Annotated in this window: 17 protein-coding genes; 9 read left to right on the top strand and 8 right to left on the bottom strand. The window is 58.1% G+C overall.

Features of this window, described 5'->3' with window-relative positions:
* Window positions 1-80: 80 nt before the first annotated feature.
* Both HG264_RS05300 and HG264_RS05295 read left to right on the top strand, forming a co-directional pair.
* Window positions 81-347, top strand: coding sequence for a DUF2798 domain-containing protein (locus HG264_RS05300; protein ID WP_169406679.1), 267 nt, complete (start codon window positions 81-83; stop codon window positions 345-347).
* A gap of 86 nt (window positions 348-433) precedes the next feature.
* Window positions 434-1,432, top strand: coding sequence for a DUF4105 domain-containing protein (locus tag HG264_RS05295; RefSeq protein WP_169406678.1), 999 nt, complete (start codon window positions 434-436; stop codon window positions 1,430-1,432).
* Window positions 1,433-1,453: 21 nt separating this feature from the next.
* On the opposite strand, the gene HG264_RS05290 is transcribed toward HG264_RS05295, so the two are convergent.
* Complete coding sequence (locus HG264_RS05290) at window positions 1,454-2,506, bottom strand: AI-2E family transporter (RefSeq protein ID WP_169406677.1); 1,053 nt, start codon at window positions 2,504-2,506, stop codon at window positions 1,454-1,456.
* 235 nt (window positions 2,507-2,741) lie between these two features.
* Here HG264_RS05290 and HG264_RS05285 point away from each other — a divergent pair, with 235 nt between their 5' ends.
* The 3 genes from HG264_RS05285 to HG264_RS05275 all read left to right on the top strand — a co-directional run bounded on the left by HG264_RS05285 (window position 2,742) and on the right by HG264_RS05275 (window position 6,329).
* Window positions 2,742-3,179, top strand: coding sequence for a nucleoside deaminase (locus HG264_RS05285; RefSeq protein ID WP_169406676.1), 438 nt, complete (start codon window positions 2,742-2,744; stop codon window positions 3,177-3,179).
* Window positions 3,180-3,334: 155 nt separating this feature from the next.
* Entirely contained in the window at window positions 3,335-5,467 is a 2,133-nt protein-coding gene (gene katE / locus HG264_RS05280) for a catalase HPII (protein ID WP_169406675.1), read from the top strand.
* A 136-nt stretch (window positions 5,468-5,603) separates the two neighbouring features.
* Window positions 5,604-6,329 (top strand): gamma-glutamyl-gamma-aminobutyrate hydrolase family protein, encoded by a 726-nt coding sequence (locus HG264_RS05275; RefSeq protein WP_169406674.1) that lies wholly within the window; start codon window positions 5,604-5,606, stop codon window positions 6,327-6,329.
* An 11-nt stretch (window positions 6,330-6,340) separates the two neighbouring features.
* Here the strand turns inward: HG264_RS05275 and HG264_RS05270 are convergent, their stop codons facing one another.
* Entirely contained in the window at window positions 6,341-7,522 is a 1,182-nt protein-coding gene (locus tag HG264_RS05270) for a hypothetical protein (protein WP_178102803.1), read from the bottom strand.
* Between the two features lie 65 nt (window positions 7,523-7,587).
* On the opposite strand from HG264_RS05270, the gene arfB reads away from it, so the two are divergent.
* Window positions 7,588-8,001: an alternative ribosome rescue aminoacyl-tRNA hydrolase ArfB gene (arfB, locus tag HG264_RS05265; protein ID WP_169406673.1), complete on the top strand. Its 414-nt coding sequence runs from the start codon at window positions 7,588-7,590 to the stop codon at window positions 7,999-8,001.
* A 194-nt stretch (window positions 8,002-8,195) separates the two neighbouring features.
* Here the strand turns inward: arfB and HG264_RS05260 are convergent, their stop codons facing one another.
* The 3 genes from HG264_RS05260 to HG264_RS05250 form a co-directional block, all read right to left on the bottom strand.
* Entirely contained in the window at window positions 8,196-9,053 is an 858-nt protein-coding gene (locus tag HG264_RS05260; RefSeq protein WP_169406672.1) for a PA4780 family RIO1-like protein kinase, read from the bottom strand.
* Between the two features lie 80 nt (window positions 9,054-9,133).
* On the bottom strand, window positions 9,134-10,873 hold the full coding sequence (locus tag HG264_RS05255) for an alkaline phosphatase (protein WP_169406671.1): 1,740 nt from the start codon (window positions 10,871-10,873) through the stop codon (window positions 9,134-9,136).
* Window positions 10,874-10,957: 84 nt separating this feature from the next.
* Window positions 10,958-12,175, bottom strand: coding sequence for a serine hydrolase (locus tag HG264_RS05250; protein ID WP_169406670.1), 1,218 nt, complete (start codon window positions 12,173-12,175; stop codon window positions 10,958-10,960).
* 408 nt (window positions 12,176-12,583) lie between these two features.
* Here HG264_RS05250 and HG264_RS05245 point away from each other — a divergent pair, with 408 nt between their 5' ends.
* Window positions 12,584-12,958, top strand: coding sequence for a YkgJ family cysteine cluster protein (locus HG264_RS05245; protein ID WP_169406669.1), 375 nt, complete (start codon window positions 12,584-12,586; stop codon window positions 12,956-12,958).
* 247 nt (window positions 12,959-13,205) lie between these two features.
* On the opposite strand, the gene HG264_RS05240 is transcribed toward HG264_RS05245, so the two are convergent.
* The gene (locus HG264_RS05240) at window positions 13,206-14,870 is read right to left on the bottom strand and encodes an electron transfer flavoprotein-ubiquinone oxidoreductase (protein WP_169406668.1); all 1,665 of its coding nucleotides are present in this window, start codon (window positions 14,868-14,870) and stop codon (window positions 13,206-13,208) included.
* A 276-nt stretch (window positions 14,871-15,146) separates the two neighbouring features.
* Here HG264_RS05240 and HG264_RS05235 point away from each other — a divergent pair, with 276 nt between their 5' ends.
* Window positions 15,147-15,896 (top strand): electron transfer flavoprotein subunit beta/FixA family protein, encoded by a 750-nt coding sequence (locus HG264_RS05235; RefSeq protein ID WP_169406667.1) that lies wholly within the window; start codon window positions 15,147-15,149, stop codon window positions 15,894-15,896.
* Window positions 15,897-16,826, top strand: a complete 930-nt coding sequence (locus tag HG264_RS05230; RefSeq protein ID WP_169406666.1) for an electron transfer flavoprotein subunit alpha/FixB family protein — start codon at window positions 15,897-15,899, stop codon at window positions 16,824-16,826.
* A 403-nt stretch (window positions 16,827-17,229) separates the two neighbouring features.
* Here the strand turns inward: HG264_RS05230 and HG264_RS05225 are convergent, their stop codons facing one another.
* Window positions 17,230-17,952 (bottom strand): UDP-2,3-diacylglucosamine diphosphatase, encoded by a 723-nt coding sequence (locus HG264_RS05225; RefSeq protein WP_169406665.1) that lies wholly within the window; start codon window positions 17,950-17,952, stop codon window positions 17,230-17,232.
* 9 nt (window positions 17,953-17,961) lie between these two features.
* Window positions 17,962-18,456: a peptidylprolyl isomerase gene (locus HG264_RS05220; RefSeq protein WP_169406664.1), complete on the bottom strand. Its 495-nt coding sequence runs from the start codon at window positions 18,454-18,456 to the stop codon at window positions 17,962-17,964.
* Window positions 18,457-18,617: the final 161 nt, after the last annotated feature.

Here is an 18,617-nt window from a genome sequence, read left to right as displayed (position 1 = left end):
AGCGGTCGCATTTCCAGGCCGCTCCGGCATGCTCGCCGGTCTGGCCGACGTTTCAGTCACGCTTACGAGAGTCGATTCTGATGACTTCGCAACATCCTTCATCACGCTTGCAGCGTTTCAAATTGCCGCTTCGTTTTACACCTTTTGTCGTGGCCTTCTATATGTCCGGCATCATGGCGTTTCTGATGTGTCTGGTGATTACGGCCGCGAACGCGGGGATTGGCGAGGGCTATATTGGACAGGTCTGGCAGGCATACAAGTTAGCCATGCCAAGCGCCTTTTTCTGCATACTCGCGGTCCGTCCGCTCGTGATACGCCTGGTGGAATGCACTGTGCGTAGCCACTGAGGCCGCTTTCATGGTGTGTCGCCATGCGCCCGCAGCAACATGACGGCTAGACTGACGCAGAACCCAACCACCCACAGGCCCGCTTGATGCTTCGCATTCTGCTACTTTCCCTCGGAACACTGATCATCATTCTGAGCTGCGTATGGGGCGGCATGGCGCTCTGGTTCCAGTTGCCATGGCCGCTCCCATGGCGAGTCGGATTGATTGCTGTCTGGGTGGGCGCTGCGTTGGGCATGCTCTGGTTAGCCTGGACCGGCACTGTCTGGCCGGGTCTGGCTGGCTACGCGCTGATGTTTGCCTTGCTGATGCTTTGGTGGGGCAGCCTGGAGCCGAGCCATGAGCGGCAATGGGCCGATGACCTGGCGCGGATAACCCAGGGCGATATCCGTGGCCAACAGGCTACGCTGCATAACGTGCGCAACTTTCACTGGCGCTCGGAGGATGACTATGACGTGCGCTGGGAAACGCGTAGCTACGACCTCGGCAGCTTACGCTCGGTCGATCTGATCACTTCGCAATGGGGTATGCCCGGGATTGCGCATATCCTCGTGTCCTTCGGCTTCGATGACGGAAAGTTCATTACCTTCACCGTGGAGATCCGCCGCGAGCGCAATGAAAGCTTTTCCGCCATTGGCGGGTTCTTCAAGCAGTTCGAGTTGAATGTGCTCGCCTCCGATGAGCGCGACGCGGTGCGGGTGAGAACCAACGTGCGGGGTGAGCAGGCGCACCTGTACCGCGTTGAGATGCCCGAACAGGCGATGCGCGATCTGTTTGTAGCTTACGTGGAGGAGGCCAACCGGCTTTCTGCGCAGCCGCGGTTCTACCATACGGTCACGGCCAACTGCACGATCATCGTCTACAACATGATGGAGCAGATCGTGGATGGCTTGCCGATGGATGCCCGGTTACTGCTGTCAGCCTATCTGCCATCCTACGTGAAAGACGTGGGCGGGCTCGCAGATGAGCCGCTGGAAACCTTGAGGGCCCGCGGTGATTTTACCGAGCGGGCCCGGCGCGCCGGGGATGACGAAAACTTCTCCCGCATCATCCGGCGAGGCGTGCCGGGCTGGGAGTCGATTCGTTAGCGCAAGAGCAGCCCGTTTCGCCTATCGTCTGGCCTCATCGCTCATCAGGATGCCAGCCCAGCGTGTCTGGGGCGAGGCATCCAGTGCCAGTTTGGCCACCATGGTCAAGGGTATTGATAGCAGCATTCCTACCGGACCGAATACGTAGCCCCATATCAGTAGGGACACCAGCACCACCAACGGCGACAGCCCCAGGCTTCGGCCCATGAAGCGTGGTTCCAGTATGTTGCCGATAAGGGTGTTCACCGCAACATAAAGGCCAAGCACGCCGAGGCCTTCGCCTATTCCAAGCCCGAGAAACGCAATCAGGACCGCCGGCACCGCTGCGATGATCGAGCCGATGGTGGGAATGAAGTTCAGCAGGCCGGCGACGATGCCCCAGAGGATCGGAAAGTCGACGCCGATTGCAAACAGGCCAACGCCTATTATCAGCCCTGTCGCTGCGCTGGCTGCCGTCTTGATCAACAGATAACGGTACACCGAGCGCAGGAAACGCCGCGCGCGTACACGCGCCCGCCGTCGGTTAGGAAAAGCGGCGTCGAGTTTGTCGGATAGGGTGCGTTCCTCCAGCAGCAAGAACATGAACGCCAGCAGCACCAGCAGAGAGGTGGCGGTGAACTGGCCGAGCCCGCCGGCTATGTCTCGCGCCGCGCCGGTGATAGTAGGCGTAGCGGGCAACGACAGTTCCCGTGGCAGCAGATCGGGCGGCAGACCGCGTTGCTCTATGAATCCACGCAGATCCAGCATCCAGCCGTTAAAACGCGCCTGGTAAAGCGGTGCCTGGGTCGCCATGCTTTCTGCAGCGCCTTTGAGCGCAAGGAATAGCAGAAAGAAGGTGAAACCCACTACGGAAAACAGCACCAGGATCGAAACCGGCCCGGGAACGCCCCTGCGCTGCATCCAGGTCAGTGGCGGGGCGCTGATGATGGCGAGAAATACCGCCAACAGGATAGGCGTGACGATGTGGCTGATCGCTTTCAGGCCACCAAGCACCACGACCAGCGCGGCCGCGCCGAGCAGCCAATGCAGGCTGACGGTGAAAGAGGTCGGTTGGGAGGAGAACTGCTGTTGCATCGAGAGTCCTTGCAAATGAGTACCAGAGGCTTTGCTGCTGCATCGCGAGCCTTCGTGCTGTGCAAAATCACGTCAGGCATAAACGCGCGGGCGTCATCATAAGGCGGAATCCCTGTCAGCTACAGAGGATGCTGCCAAATGCGCTCTTTGCAAGGACGCGTTCGAATGCATAATGCGCTTAGCTTGATCGCCGGTTACGGTCATATTGGCCGCATTACTTAACTCAGGAGTATTCATGGATCCATTCATGCAGTGCGCTATCGACGAAGCCCGTGCCAGCGCGGCCGAGGGTGGCATTCCCATTGGCTCGGTTATCGTTCATGACGGGGAGATAATCGGTCGCGGACACAACCGTCGCGTTCAGCAGGGCAGTGCCATTTTGCATGGGGAAATGGACGCGTTCGAGAACGCCGGGCGCCAGCCTGCGTCGGTATACGCTAACGCCGTGCTATACACCACACTCTCGCCATGCCCGATGTGCACCGGGGCGATTCTGTTGTACGGCATTCCGAAGGTGATCATCGGCGAGAATCAGACATTCCAGGGTGAAGAGGAACTGCTGCGTTCGCGTGGCGTAGAGGTGCAGGTGCTACAGGATTCCGATTGCGTGGAACTGATGCAGCGCTTCATTACGGAAAACCCGGCGCTATGGAACGAGGATATCGGGGAATGATAGCGGGCCGGGTCGCCTGGCGATCCCGCTGATAGGGACCGAAAGCCTTACTGACAGCAGGCGAACGAAACACTGATGTCAGGCTCCGATACTGAGACCCTCTGCAGTTACACATCAGCGCTGCGAGGCCCTTCTGATTCAGTATGGAGAAGCACATGTCCCGCGAAAATAACAGCAGCGACCTGGCTGGCACGGATACAACCGACCGCAGCAACACCAGCACCAAACTCGATCAGCTTGAAGCCTACCGTGAAGACGCCACCGATAGGTCGCTGACTACCAATACCGGCACCCGAATCGCGGATAACCAGAACACACTTAAAGCGGGTGACCGCGGGCCCTCGCTTCTCGAAGACTTCATCATGCGTGAAAAAATCACGCATTTTGATCATGAACGCATTCCCGAGCGGGTGGTGCACGCACGTGGTTCTGCCGCCCACGGTTATTTTCAGGTCTATGAGCCGTTGTCAGACCTGACCAAGGCTGACTTTCTCAACGATCCATCGAAAAAGACCCCGGTTTTCGTGCGCTTTTCCACTGTGCAGGGGCCTCGTGGTTCAGCGGACACGGTACGCGACGTGCGCGGCTTCGCCACCAAGTTCTATACCGATGAGGGCAACTTCGACCTGGTGGGCAACAACATGCCGGTCTTCTTTATCCAGGACGCCATCAAGTTTCCCGACTTCGTGCACGCGGTGAAACCCGAGCCGCACAACGAGATTCCCACCGGTCAGTCCGCCCACGACACCTTCTGGGATTTTGTGTCACTGACTCCTGAATCGGCACATATGGTCCTGTGGACCATGTCTGATCGCGCGCTGCCGGTGCATTACCGTGCGATGCAGGGCTTTGGCGTGCACACATTCCGCATGATCAATGCGCAGGGCAAGAGCGTCTTCGTCAAGTTTCACTGGCGTCCTGTATCGGGTGTCTATTCGCTGGTCTGGGATGAAGCACAAAAGCTGGCCGGTAAGGATCCCGACTTCAACCGTCGTATGCTCTGGGAAGACATCGAGAAGGGCGACTACCCGGAGTATGAGCTGGGTATTCAGGTGGTTCCTGAAGAAGACGAGCACAAGTTCGACTTCGATCTGCTGGACGCAACCAAGATCATCCCAGAAGAACTGGTGCCGGTGCGCATCGTCGGCAAGATGACGCTCAACCGCAATCCGGACAACTTCTTCGCCGAAACCGAACAGGCCGCTTTCCATATTGGTCACGTGGTTCCGGGTATCGACTTCAGTAATGATCCCTTACTGCAGGGCAGACTGTTCTCCTATACCGACACGCAGCTGCTGCGCCTGGGTGGACCCAACTTCAACGAGATCCCGATCAACCGGCCGGTGTGCCCGTTTCACAACAACCAGCGTGACGCGCCGCATCGCCAGACCATCAACAAGGGTCGCGCGTCCTACGAGCCCAACTCGATCGATGGTGGTTGGCCGAAGGAGGCGCCTCCGGCCCCAAGTGGCGGTGGTTTCGAGTCCTATCCGGAGCGCGTTTCGGGTACCAAGATCCGCAATCGCAGTGAATCCTTTGGTGACCACTTCTCCCAGGCCACGCTGTTCTGGAACAGCATGAGCGAGCCGGAGAAGGAGCATATTATCGGGGCCTACAGCTTCGAGCTGTCCAAGGTCGAGCGAATGTTCATTCGTGAACGTCAGGTAAACGAGATACTGGCCAGTATTGATCTCACCCTGGCCACGCGCGTCGCGGAGAATATCGGCGTTGCCGCGCCTGCCGGGCCGACAGTTGCGCCGCGCGCGCTGAGCCTGAAGGAGTCGCCGGCACTTAGCCAGCTTCACTTGCTGGCGGGGAACATCAAGTCGCGCAAGGTGGCTATCCTGATTGCCGACGGCGTCGAGGAGTCTGATATCAGTTTCATTATGAAGATGCTCGAGCAGGAAGGCGCGATGGCCAAGCTTATCGGTCCCTCCGCTGCGCCGGTGAAAACCGCGCAAGGTCAAAGTCTGGTGCCAGACGCTTCGATGGAAGGCCTGCCGTCAATTGCCTTCGACGCGGTATTCGTACCCGGTGGAGCGGCCGCGGTCGAAACGATGAAAACAAACGGCACAGCTCAACATTACCTGCTGGAAGCCTATAAACATCTCAAGGCCATTGCCTTGTGTGGTGATGCCGGGAGTTTGGCAAACCACCTGCGGCTGGACGCCGATGAGGGCTTGATCAGCGCACCAACGGCCAAGGATCTTGGCGACAAGCTCGTCGTAGCGATGAGCAAACACCGAGTTTGGGCCCGAGAACCTAAAGTTAAAAGTATCCCAGCGTAGGACACGCCAGCCCCTTGCAAGGAGTCGACCCGCTTTGGTTTGAGGCGGGGCGGACTCCTTGCCAACCCAAAGTTCTCCGCTCATGATCGGGATAGCTCAGCGGCCTCTGCTGGGCGTTATTTGACGGGAGGAAAACGTGAAGATCGGGATCTTGCAGTGCGATGATGTGAACGAGACTCTCCAACCGGACCACGGCAATTATCCGGACATGCTGCTGAAGCGGCTAGAGGACCATATCCAGACGTCTGACGTGGTTATCTACCGCGCCCATGACGGCGAGCTGCCGGCTTCCATTGATGAATGCGACGGCTATCTGACCACAGGCAGCCGGTTCAGCGTCTATGATCCGCTGCCCTGGATCGAAGCGCTCGAGGCTTTCCTGCTCAAACTATGGGAGGCAAAAAAACCGCTGGTTGGAATTTGCTTCGGGCACCAACTGATTGCCAGGGCCCTCGGCGGCGAGGTCGAGCGATCGGAAAAAGGGTGGGGCGTTGGCGTGTCGTTCAACCAGGTTGTGCAACGTAAGACCTGGATGGATCCCTGGCAGGACAAACTCGATCTGGTTGTCAGCCACCAGGATCAGGTCGTCGAGCTGCCAGCCGAGGCCGAAGTGCTGGTGAAAAGCGATTTCTGCGAATACTACGTGGTGCAATACGACGACCATTTCCTCAGCATCCAGGGACACCCGGAGTTCTCCAAGGATTATTCCCGGGATCTCATGGCGTCACGGCATGGAATTATTCCGGATGTCCGTCTGCGTGCAGGTAACGCCTCGCTCAGCGCCGACGTGGATGGCGAGCTGATGACCAAATGGATGGTCAATTTCATGCACGAGGCATCGGTGTTGCGACGCAACGCCTGATGTCATCGCGACTATAGCTGGCCGAAACGGTGCGCGTTGGCCAGCATATCCGCCTGGGTCCGCGGGATGTGCTCCATGGGCCCGTACCGGTTGCTGCTGACAGGCAAACTTATGGGTTGTGATGCAGGCGCAGGGCGACGTCTCAGTGCTGTGTCAAAAGCCTGTTCAATGCGCTCCGGTGAGTAGCTCCGCCCGGCCTGGGATCGCGCAGAACCTTGCCTGCGATCTACCACCTCACCACGGAAGAACATTTCGACTCGCAAGACCAGCCCCCAGCGCGGCGAAAAGTTGGCCTCGCGGGGAAATCTCAGCTCGGGGACGATATCGGCAAAGAGAATGTCGCGGTGCAGGTTACGGCGATACTGGGCCAACAATACGTAGTCTTCGACGCGGGTGTGGGACAGGCTGCTGCCGATCACGATACCCGCATAACGGATGGCGCTGCGCTTGCCGAGTATCTGGTTCAGCTCGATGGATTCGGAAAACTCCAGCGTGTCCTCATCTTCCTGCCACTGAACATGCGTTATAAAGCGTAAATGCTGCGTTTCATCCAGCGGGCGGCCGAGATCCCAGCGGGTTCTTACCCGGTAACCGTCACTGTTGAACCATGAGGCGCGATTGTAGGATTCCAGTTGCCAGAGGCCAGCGCCGACATCCCACAGGCGCTCGGCGGTGAGCCGAACATAGGGATCCAACGGGAAGCGAAACTTGATACCCGCACCCGCGCTGGTTTCCCAGCCAATAGTCTTGTCATCTCCACCGAGCTGACTCAGCCCGAGAATGGTGTTGCCGCTGCCCGGTTGCTCCGCGCCGAGCCGGTTTGCCTGCTGCTCCGAGAGCGTGCCCTGGGTTTCTTCCGGATCACTTTCGATAATCAGTCGCAACCTGTCCTTGGTGGTAGGCAGGTCAAGTTTGAAGCGAATGCTGGTGTCGTTGTCGATGCCTTCGCTTTCTTCCCATTCGAGTTCCTGACTGAGGCGTAGATAGGAACGGTTGCGCACAGCGACGTGCTCGTCGGTTCCGAAATAGCCGTCAATGCTGCGTGAGGAGTTGTTTACCCAGCGCGATAAGCGCTCATGAAGCGGGTCGATACGTTCGATTGTCCAATCGGGGAGGTCAGTGTCTTCAGACGGCTCGGCTACTGCGGTGAAGGTCAACATCATCAACATGCCGGGCAGCAGGTTTTTGTGCATATTGTTGTACTCCTTTAACCTATGGCCAGTATAGCCATCCTGTATGCCCTGACGGAGAAACCCTGATGATCAAGCTGCTCTACGGTGTCGAGCTCGACGAGGCGGAGGTGGAGGTGTCTGCCATTCGCTCCCAGGGCGCGGGCGGGCAGAACGTCAACAAGGTATCCAGTGCGATTCACCTGCGGTTCGATATAAACAGCTCGAGCCTCCCGGACTTTTTCAAGGAGAGACTGCGTGAGCTGTCCGATTCGCGTGTTACAAAGGACAAGGTGATCGTGCTCAAGGCGCAGCAGTACCGAACCCAGGAGCAAAATCGCGAGGATGCCTTCGCCAGGCTGGCTGAGCTGATCAACGGCGCGGTCGAAATCAAGAAACAGCGGCGGCCCACCAAGGCGACCAAGGCGTCGAAAAAACGGCGGGTGGACAGCAAGACGGCAAGAGGTAGAGCCAAGGCACTGCGGGGGAAGGTGGAGATTTAGTGTCTGTGTGCAGATAAGCCCCAGGCTGGCCTGGCGGCCAGAATCGCCCGGAGTCCGGCCTCCCGCAGACTGGTTCTGTTTAGCGTTGTTAAAGGCCTGCGCTCAGCCCTGGCTCCATATACAGAGTGATTCAAGGTTTTGTGGGAGTCGCCCTCGGCCCGACGGCGTCCGCAGGACGCCCCAAGGTTTGGTCCTTACTGCTCTTCCGCGGCGTCCCGTATACGCTCTTGCCGCTCCTGTTCTTCGGCAAATGCAGCGCGGATTTCTTCGACCACCGAATCGACATCAGCGGCTTGCTCACTCTCGGCGAAGTAGCCTGTAAGGACAGTCCCGGGCTCCAGTTCGCCGTCCTCGTACCTGGCCCACATTTCCTTCGCATAGCGCGTCTCCAGCAGGTCCGGAGCGTACTGGCCGTAATACTCGGTCATGTTGTTCACGTCGCGTTCCAGCATCGAGCGCGCATTGTTATTTGCCGCAGCGTCGACCGCCTGGGGCAGGTCGATAATGACCGGACCATAATCGTCGACCAGGACGTTGAATTCGGACAGATCGCCATGCACCAACCCTTCACAGAGCATCAGTTTGACGTATTCCATCACCATCGCATGATCTTCCCGGGCTTGCTCGGCAGACATGCTGATGTCGTTCAGGCGTGGCGCGACGCCACCTTCGTCGTCGGTCACCAGCTCCATCAGCAACACGCCCTCGAAGCAGCCGTAGGGTTGGGGCACCCGCACGCCGGCTCGTGCGAGACGATACAGCGCGTCCACTTCGGCGTTCTGCCAGGCCTCTTCCTGCTGATTGCGGCCGAACTTCGAGCCTTTTTCCATGGCACGCGAGCGGCGGGAGTTACGCACCTTCCTACCTTCCTGGTACAGCACGGCCTGCTTGAAGCTGCGCTTGGCGGCTTCCTTGTAAACCTTGGCGCAGCGGATCTCGCTGCCACAGCGCACCACATATACGGCAGCTTCCTTGCCACTCATCAGCGGACGTATTACTTCGTCCACCAGACCGTCGTCTACTAGCGGTTGTATTCGTTTAGGGATTTTCATAGCGCCCTTATACCCTGAAACGGACAGCTTGATAATCCCCTTCCTCGCGTGGCGATAAAATAGCGTCCTGCAATTGCGTTTTACCCCACTGGTACCAGATGACGACGGTCGGGCCCCGTTCCGGTAGCCATCGCAAAGCGCCGCGTGTTGTCCATGTGATAGTCGTGCTGTTTGACGCTGCTGACGAAGCGCCAGTCGGCTGTGGCGTGCTCTGGCGTGAAGGTAACGATCATGTAGCCGCGCTGCCGGGCATTCACGTATTGCACATCCGAGGTGAGCGTGACGATGGCCTGCTCGACTAGCGAAGTGATCTCTCGGGGAATGTTCAGATAACGCTCCATGCCCGGCGAGGACACCGAACTGGTCGCAAACTCGACTCCAGCGTGGGAGCCGTCGCTGGCGATCAGATTATTGGCCCAGGCATTATGCGTATCGCCGGCGAGCACAACGAGGTTCCTGTCATGTGTTAGCGCCTGCCTGAGGAGCGCTTCCCGCTCGTGGCCGTAGCCGTCCCAGGCATCGAGACTGTAGGGCACCAGGGTGTTCACTTTTTCGATCTCTTGCACTGTCAAGGCTGGGTCGTTGCGCAGCTGGCGTCGCTTGATCTCGATCAGCTCCCGGAGTGTCTGCTCAAGGTCGGGGTGCGAGGCCTGGAGAGCGGACAATAACGCGCGTGGTAGCAGCCGTCGGCCCATCAGTACCTGTTGACCCAGCACCTGCCAGATGCACGTGGAAGCTTCCAGCGCACCGTAGAGCCAACGGCGCTGGGCATCGCCGAGCAGGCTACGGTTCGCGTCCATAGTGTCGCGCCTGAAAGCGGCAGCCTTGAAACCGTCCTCGTCGTAATAGTCTGAGAAGGCCAGCTGGCGGTCGCGTCCTGTGAGGCGGGTGTCGAGCATATGCAGGCTGACGAGGTTGCCAAAATCGAAACTGCGGTAGATGGTTTCCTGGTCATCCTGGCGGGCAGGGCGCACCGGCATCCATTCGAACCAGGCTTGCAGCGCAGCGCGTTTGCGCGCCGTGAAGTCTCCTTCGTCGTCGCCGTGGTTCTGCGCACCCTGTCGCCAGGTGTCATTGCTGATCTCGTGATCATCCCACACCGCGATACAGGGAGCGGCTGCATGCAGAGCCTGTAGGGCGTCGTCCGTGCGGTATAGCGCGTAACGCTTGCGGTAGTCCGCCAATGTAAACAGCTCGCCATCGTTGTCAGCCGGCAGGGTTCGGCCGAGTGTCTCGGCGTCTGCCGTAGCGTAACCGTCCGCGCCGTACTCGTAGAGGTAATCGCCCAGATGGACTACTGCGTCCAGTTGATCAACACGAGCAGCTTCGGCATACACATGAAAATGACCGGCCGGGTAATTCGCGCAGGAAAGCACCGCAAAGCGCACCTGGCTGACATTCCCCTGCGGCAAGGTTTTGCTGATGCCGACCGGGGAGAGCACCCCTTGGGCATTGAACCGGTAGTAATAGCGGGTGCCCGGTTGCAGGTTGAGAATATCGACCTTGATCGTATAGTCCTGAGCAGGGCCGGTAACTGTAGCCCCTGCGTGCAGCAAGTGTTCAAAATCCGGATCAGCTGCTACTTCCCAGCCGACCTCAAGGTCTTGATCACGGCCGTCGAGGCGCGACAGGCGGGTCCAGATGATGAAACGGTCCTGCAAAGGGTCGCCACTGGCTACACCATGTCGAAACGCGACCCTGTCCGCCGTTTGGCGCGGGATGGAACCGGCAGAACGGATCACTCCACCTTGCAGGCCGGTAGAGACTGCGATGCTGCCAAGCGCGAGTGTTGATGCTCGCAGAAAGTCGCGCCGATTCATGCCCGCCGCTCCAATGGAAACCGATATGCAGGTCAGGATACCTTTGGATGTGTGACAAGCCGGCGATGCCTCGCCGGCAAGGGGTCAGTCAACCAGTGCGCCCTGTACCAGCGCGCGAAGTTCCTGCCTTACCAGATAAGCAGAGGAGGGTATCAGCTGGGTCATGAAGATAACGACCAGATCCTCCACCGGATCGATGAAAAAAGCGGTGCCGGCCATACCGCCCCAGCCGTACTCGCCAACAGATCCGATGGTCTGTGATTTGGCAATATCGGTCTTGACCGAAAACCCCAGGCCGAAACCGGAGCCGTCATAGGGCGTCTCGCTGAATCCGCCAACCGAGACGCTGGGCAGATCTGCGTTGTCCGGTAGATGGTTCAAGCGCATGAACTCGAGCGTCTTGCGGCCGATAATCCGCGCGCCGTCCAGTTCGCCGCCATTGGCCAGAGCCTGGGCGAAACGGTGGTAATCGCTGATGCTGGATACCAGGCCACCGCCACCGGACAAGTAGCCATGTCGGCGTGCAAAATGGGAATGTTGCGGGTCGTCCTGCAAAGTGAATTGATCGCCCGGCACGTACTGGTAGCACGCCGCAAAGCGGTCCAGCTTGTCGGCTGGCACAGTGAAGAAGGTGTCCTGCATGTTCAGCGGCTTGAATACATGCTCGGCAAAGTAGTATTCGAGACTCATACCCGACAGCAGCTGTACCAGATAGCCGCAAATGTCGGTGGCCACCGAGTAATTCCAGGCTGTGCCCGGTGAAAACTCCAGAGGCAGTCGCGACAGTTCATCGACGAGGCGCTCGAGCGTCAGACCTGAGTTACCGTCGAGCTTCAGTTCCCGATAGGCCGCATCGACATTGGTGCGATTCATGAAACCGTAGGTCAGGCCCGATTGATGCGTCAGAAGGTCCCGGATGGTCATGGGCCGTTCGCAGGGGACTGTTATGAAATTGGGATGAACACCGGATTTATAGACGCGCAGATCCTTCCAGGCAGGGATGTATTTATACACCGGATCATCGAGCAGAAATCGACCTTGCTCATACAACTGCATCAGAGCAATCGACGTCACCGGTTTGGTCATCGAATAAACACGGAACAGGGTATCTGTCTGAACCGGTTTTTTGCGTTCTACATCCATCAGTCCCTGGGCGTGCAGATAAGCAATTTCGCCGCGCCGGGCAACCAGAGTCAGCGCGCCCGGAAGTCGGCCCGGGGTGATATAGGCCCGTTCGAGATGCTCAGCTATACGCGACAGGCGCTGGGTGTCGAGGCCGGCGATGATGGCGGTTTCAGTCATGCAGAGGTCCGTTTGCTGGTGTGAAGTTGTCCTGATAGTAACGCGTCAGAACCCGGCCGGGGGAGTATTCGCTTATCGTCAATAGTGGGTCATAAGCTCAGCACGTTGCCCGACTCGATTGTTGAGTATGATCGTCCACCGGCTGTCACGACTGCGCAGGACGACGTTACCCCATCCGTGAGGGCTTGACGAAAACATCCTGTTTTCGACACTTGCTCCGCCAGACAAGCCGGTGGGCTTGTTGCGGCGTAGGTGTGAGGGGAGATCGAAACCGTTTTCGGCGGCTCCAGGCGAGCAACAGGAATTTTTTCTGGAACACTTGGCCCTTCGCCGCGAATTTCGCTTGTGTGTTCAGACCGCTTCGCTGTAAAAATCGCACTCCATAAATCACCTGAGGTACGCGATGAAATGAGCGAAACAACGCCCTGTCTGAATTGCGGTGCATGCTGTGCCACATTCAGGGTTTCGTTTTACTGGGGCGAGACGGACAGCGCCCAGGAGGGAGGTGTACCTTCCCATCTCACGGAACAGATAAGCCCGCATCTGAGTTGCATGCAAGGTACCAATCAGCCCGAACCGCGTTGTGTGTCATTGATGGGATCCGTAGGCGGTGCGGTACGTTGCAATATCTATGAGCAACGCTCCAGTGCGTGCCGCGAATTTCCCTACCACGGTGAGGGAGGGCAGGAGAGCCCGCATTGTCAGCGCGCCAGGGCCAGACATGGCCTGCCCCCGCTGCCAAACCCTGAGCATCCGGATCTCGTTCCGGTAGTCGCGGCCTGACCGAACACGCACGCTTGCTGTAGAACCCTGGGGCTGTAGCGCGCCTGCGCTACGGCAACTATCCGCCATCCACGGATGCTCAGGTGAGTGACCGCTAGCCTTGATAAACCCAAGCCCAGCGTCGAGCAGGCGCTCGACACTCCCAGGAAAAACAATATCGCGCCTTCCTGGGTAGTAGAGCGCTTGATGTGCAGCAAAAACAACAAGGCCCCGCATATGCGAGGCCTTGTTTGATTCCAGCAGCGAATTACATGTTGGGGTAATTCGGTCCGCCAGTGCCCTCTGGGGCTACCCAGTTGATGTTCTGGGCCGGGTCCTTGATGTCACAGGTCTTGCAGTGAACGCAGTTCTGCGCGTTGATCTGGAACCGCTTGTCACCGTCGTCGTTGGTGACGACTTCGTACACGCCAGCCGGGCAATAGCGCTGCGCTGGCTCATCGTACAGCGGCAGGTTGTGCTCGATCGGGATGCTGGGATCCTTGAGCGTCAGGTGAACCGGCTGATCTTCCTCATGGTTAGTGTTCGACAGGAACACCGAGGACAGCTTGTCGAAGCTCAGCACGCCGTCCGGCTTCGGATAGTTGATCTTTTCAGCTTCCGAGGCCTTTTTCAGGCAAGCATAGTCCGGCGTGGTGTCATGCAGGGTCACCGGCATTTTGCCACCGAACAGGTTCTGGTCGACAAAGTTGAACGCGTTACCCAATAGCGCACCGTATTTGTGGATAGCGGCACCGAAGTTGCGCGAGCGGAACAGTTCGTCGTAGACCCAGCTGGCTTTGAAGCTTTCAACGTAGCCTGTCAGCTCGTCGCCGCCTTCACGGCCGGCTGCCAGCGCTTCCAGCACTGCATCGGCAGCGATCATGCCCGACTTCATCGCCGTGTGGTTACCCTTGATCTTGGAGAAGTTCAGGGTGCCCAGGTCGCAGCCAATCAATGCGCCGCCAGGGAATACCATCTTGGGCAAAGAGTTCAGTCCGCCCTTGGCAATCGCACGCGCACCGTAAGACACACGCTTGCCGCCTTCCAGATACTGCTTCACTACCGGGTGGTGCTTGTAGCGCTGGAATTCATCGAAGGGTGACAGGTGCGGATTGGAATAGGACAGATCAATGATCAGACCTACCACGACCTGGTTGTTCTCGATGTGGTACAGGAAGGAACCGCCGGTGTTCTCGCTTCCCACGATGTCCATCGGCCAGCCAGCAGTGTGAACGACCAGACCTTCTTCATGCTTGGCAGGATCGATATCCCAGATTTCCTTGATACCGATACCGTAGTGCTGGGGATCGACACCGTCGTTGAGCTTGAACTGGTTGATCAGCTGCTTGCCGATGTGGCCGCGGCAGCCTTCGGCGAACAGGGTGTACTTGGCACGCAGTTCCATGCCGGGGGTGAAGAAGCCTTCCTTCGGATTGCCTTCACGGTCAACGCCAAGGTCGCCTGTGACGATGCCGCGGACGATACCGCTTTCATCGATCAGCGCTTCCTGGGCAGCAAATCCGGGATAGACTTCCACGCCGAGGTTTTCGGCCTGTTCAGCCAACCAGCGGCACAGGTTGCCCAGGGAAATGATGTAGTTGCCTTCGTTGTGCATGGTTTTCGGCACAAAGAAGTTGGGAATTTTGTAGCCCTTTTCTTCACTGGTGAGCATATAGATGTCATCACGCTGCACCGGAGTGTTAAGAGGCGCACCCATTTCCTTCCAGTCTGGAAAGAGTTCGTTCAGGGCGCGTGGCTCGAAAACGGCGCCAGAGAGGAGGTGTGCACCGACCTCGGAACCTTTTTCAACTACGCAGACGCTGACTTCCTGGCCTTTTTCAGCAGCCTGTTGCTTGATGCGACAGGCAGCGGAGAGGCCGGACGGCCCTGCGCCGACGATGACAACGTCAAACTCCATGAATTCGCGTTCCACTATATATCTCCTACTCTAGGCCGGATCAGATTTAGTTATCGAGGCCCATCCCGGGCCGATTAGCCGCGCATTATATCAGCCAAGCGGGGCTGCTCCAACGCAAACATACGCTCGCGGTTCAGACAGCGGGCCATGGAACAAGGTCCCGGCCTTGACCCTGCATGGGGTGATCGGCATGATTAAGCGCTTTTTTTGAATGGTCCCGTCCGGTCATCCAGTTAACTTCATTATCCGGAGACGGGAAGCTCTCGAGGTTTTATTCACTAAGAGGATGCCATGAAGGTACTAGTAGCGGTTAAACGGGTCGTTGACTACAACGTCAAGGTTCGCGTCAAAGCGGACAATTCCGGTGTCGATCTCGCCAACGTCAAGATGTCGATGAACCCCTTCTGCGAAATCGCTGTGGAAGAGGCCGTGCGCCTGAAAGAGAAAGGCGTGGCGACTGAAATCGTCGCTGTGTCGGTCGGACCGACTGCTGCCCAGGAGCAGCTGCGTACCGCCCTGGCACTGGGTGCCGATCGCGCCATCCTGGTTGAATCCACCGAAGAGCTGAGCTCGCTGTCCATCGCCAAGCTGCTCAAGGGTGTGGTCGACAAGGAACAGCCCCAGCTGGTCATCCTTGGCAAGCAGGCCATCGATTCCGACAACAACCAGACCGGCCAGATGCTGGCTGCGCTGTCCGGCTACGGCCAGGGCACCTTCGCTTCGGCAGTCAATGTCGAAGGCGACAGCGTCAAGGTAACCCGTGAAATCGACGGCGGCGCCCAGACCGTTGATCTGAAACTGCCGGCCATCGTCACCACTGACCTGCGTCTGAACGAGCCGCGCTATGCGTCGCTGCCGAACATCATGAAAGCCAAGAAGAAGCCGCTTGAGACCCTCAAGCCGGAAGATCTGGGCGTCAGCACCACTTCGACCGTCTCTACCCTCAAGGTTGAAGCACCGGCCGCGCGCAGCGCCGGCATCATGGTCAAGTCGGTAGACGAGCTGGTCGACAAACTCAAGAACGAAGCCAAGGTGATCTAAATGACAATTTTGGTTATTGCTGAACACAACAACGCCGAGCTGACTGCCTCGACCCTGAACACCGTGGCTGCTGCCAAAGCCATTGGCGGTGACATCGAAGTACTGGTCGCTGGTCAGGGCTGCTCCGCTGTCGCTGATGCTGCCGCCAAGATCGAAGGCGTAAGCAAGGTGCTGCTGGCTGACAACGCTGCCTATGCCAACCAGCTGCCGGAGAACATCTCCCTGCTGGTTGCCGAAATCGGTAAGAACTACAGCCACATCCTGGCCACCGCCAGCACCAACGGCAAGAACTACCTGCCACGCGTTGCGGCCCTGCTGGACGTTGATCAGATCTCCGAGATCATCGCCGTGGAAAGCGCTGACACCTTCAAGCGTCCGATCTATGCCGGTAACGCCATCGCTACCGTGCAGTCCAACGCAGCGGTCAAGGTCATCACCGTGCGTTCCACCGGTTTCGATCCGGTTGCAGCCGAAGGCGGCAGCGCCAGCGTCGAGAACCTCGACGTTGCCCAGGACGCCGGCGTATCCAGCTTCGTCAACGAAGAGCTGGCCAAGTCTGACCGTCCCGAGCTGGCCGGTGCCAAGATCGTCATCTCCGGCGGCCGCGGCATGCAGAACGGTGAAAACTTCGAAATGCTGTACAAGCTGGCCGACAAGATCGGTGCTGCTGTAGGCGCTTCGCGCGCCGCAGTCGACGCTGGTTTCGTACCCAACGACATGCAGGTCGGTCAGACCGGCAAGATCGTTGCCCCGCAGCTGTACATCGCCGTCGGTATCTCCGGCGCGATCCAGCACCTGGCCGGCATGAAAGAATCCAAAGTGATCGTTGCGATCAACAAGGACGAAGAAGCGCCGATCTTCCAGGTAGCCGACTACGGTCTGGTGGGTGATCTGTTCCAGATCATCCCCGAGCTGGACGGCAAGCTGTAAGCTAGCTGAGCGGTGACAAAAACCCGGCCTCGTGGCCGGGTTTTTTTGTTTATCTGGATCTCTATACTGTGTTGTAACTAGGCTGGCCTGGCGGCTTTCAGACTGACCCTCGAGACCCCTCGAGCTGGTGCTCGACGCTTTCATCAAAGATCCGCATTGCTCCACGCGCGACAGCAGGCCGTCGTCGTGGGGTGAGATCTCCTAGGGAGCCCCGTCACCGGAGCTAACCTTCCCTGGGGGGGCAGCGCGCCTGCACTACGCCAAACTCTGTCGGCGAGCAGGCGCTCACCAACCCCAGGATACGCTTGCGTGGGTTGTCGCGGCCTCCGAGCAAATATCAGGCATTGCACCATGTATGCGAGACAGCGCGCCAGCGTAGGTGGGGTGAAATCTCCCCGGGGAATCAGAGAGGAAAACTCTCCAGCCGATACCCGTCTTCATCCACTTCCAATGCCCAGCCGCGCTTGTCCCAATCTCCCAGCACTATTCGCTTGGCGGACTGGCCGTCGATTTCCATATCATGCACAGCAGGACGGTGGGTGTGACCGTGAATCAGCGTGCGAACCTTGTGTTCACGCATTACCCCAACAACCTTGTCAGGGTTGACGTCGGTTATATCTGCGGCTTTCTGACGGGTTTGCTCGCTGCTTTCCGATCTCAGTTTCCTGCCAATCTTGTGCCGGGTCTTCAGTGACAAATTACGCAGGATGAACAGGCTTAATGGGTTTCGTAGCAGGCGACGTAGACGCATATAGCCCAGATCGTCGACACACAGGCTGTCGCCGTGCATCAACAATACGGGCTCGCCATTCAGCGTGACCACGGTCGGATCTGTCAGCAAGGTGCAATGCGCTTCCTGACAGAACCGTTTGCCCAGCAGAAAATCCCGATTGCCGTGCATGAGATAAATCTTCACGCCTCTGGCAGCAACCGTGGCCAGGGCGGCAGCCACCTCGCGGGCGAGGGGATTAGGATCATCATCGCCGAGCCATACTTCGAAAAAATCACCGAGAATATAGAGCGCATCAACCTGGCTGGCACGCTGCTCGAGGCAATGCAAAAACGCCCGGGTGATATCCGGGCGTTCGGCTTGCAAATGCAGGTCTGAAATAAACAGCGAACGCATTCTGTCGCGTTACTCGACCAGCTCGGCACGCTCAATGATCACGTCATCGGCAGGCACATCCTGGTGGCCGGCACGCATGGTGGTGGACACAGACTTGATCTTCTCTACGACGTCCATGCCTTCCGTCACCTGGCCGAACACGGCGTAACCCCAGCCCTGGACCGTCGGAGCACTGTGGTTGAGGAAATCATTGTCGTTGACGTTAATGAAGAACTGGGCGCTTGCGGAATGGGGCTCCATGGTGCGGGCCATGGCTACCGTGCCTACCTTGTTGCTGACGCCGTTATTGGCTTCGTTCTTGATCGGATCACGGGTTTCTTTCTGCTTCATGCCAGGCTCGAATCCGCCGCCCTGGATCATGAAGTTGGGGATGACGCGATGAAAGATAGTGTTGTCATAATGGCCGCCGCGGACATATTGCTTGAAGTTCTCCACCGTTTCCGGCGCCTTGTCAGCGAAGAGTTCCAGGGTGATAACACCAAAATTCGTATGCAATTTGACCATCAAGGCAATCCTCGGAGCGAGTTGAGACTAAAAATCCTGTGAGACAGAGCTGCCTGCAAGCTTCTGAATAACGGCTGCGTTCTTCAGAAGCTCCTTTGATTCAGGCGTCTGTGACTTTCCGGTATGATAAGCGTTTTGGCCGACACGGCCTAGCCAAAATC

Origin of the sequence: Pseudomonas sp. gcc21 (genome assembly GCF_012844345.1) — a bacterium.
Lineage (GTDB): Bacteria > Pseudomonadota > Gammaproteobacteria > Pseudomonadales > Pseudomonadaceae > Halopseudomonas.
This window is presented reverse-complemented; position numbering and strand designations above follow the sequence as displayed.